1 protein-coding gene is annotated in these 249 nt (G+C 55.4%); it reads right to left on the bottom strand.

Translation table 11 applies throughout. The annotated features are described in order from the left end of the window. A partial coding sequence (locus RMT89_RS44535) for a hypothetical protein (RefSeq protein ID WP_315889451.1) occupies positions 1 to 205 on the bottom strand: 205 nt, incomplete at its 3' end. Positions 206 to 249: the final 44 nt, after the last annotated feature.

The following is a 249-nucleotide window of genomic DNA, read 5'->3' as shown; positions in this document are numbered from 1 at the left end:
CTTCCGGCGACAATTTATAAGAGTGCGGAAAGACTTCCGGCGCTCCGTGCTCTCCGAATTCACCAACTAGGTAGGTGACTTCGAGTCCATCAAGCCACCAGCTTTGACCAGTGGCTTGAGCAAGAACCAGACCGTACTGGCCGCCCTGCCCTGAGAATCGGAAACTGGCCTGCTGCGCCTCTTCGCCCATGATGGTCGTCTTCAAGTCCGTCACCATGTAGCGATCGCGCTGAATCTTGTGACGAAGAA

The organism is Streptomyces sp. P17 (assembly GCF_032436805.1).
In the GTDB taxonomy this organism is placed as follows: domain Bacteria; phylum Actinomycetota; class Actinomycetes; order Streptomycetales; family Streptomycetaceae; genus Streptomyces.
The sequence above is the reverse complement of the archived record's forward strand: the minus strand, read 5'-3'. Positions and strand labels throughout refer to the sequence as shown.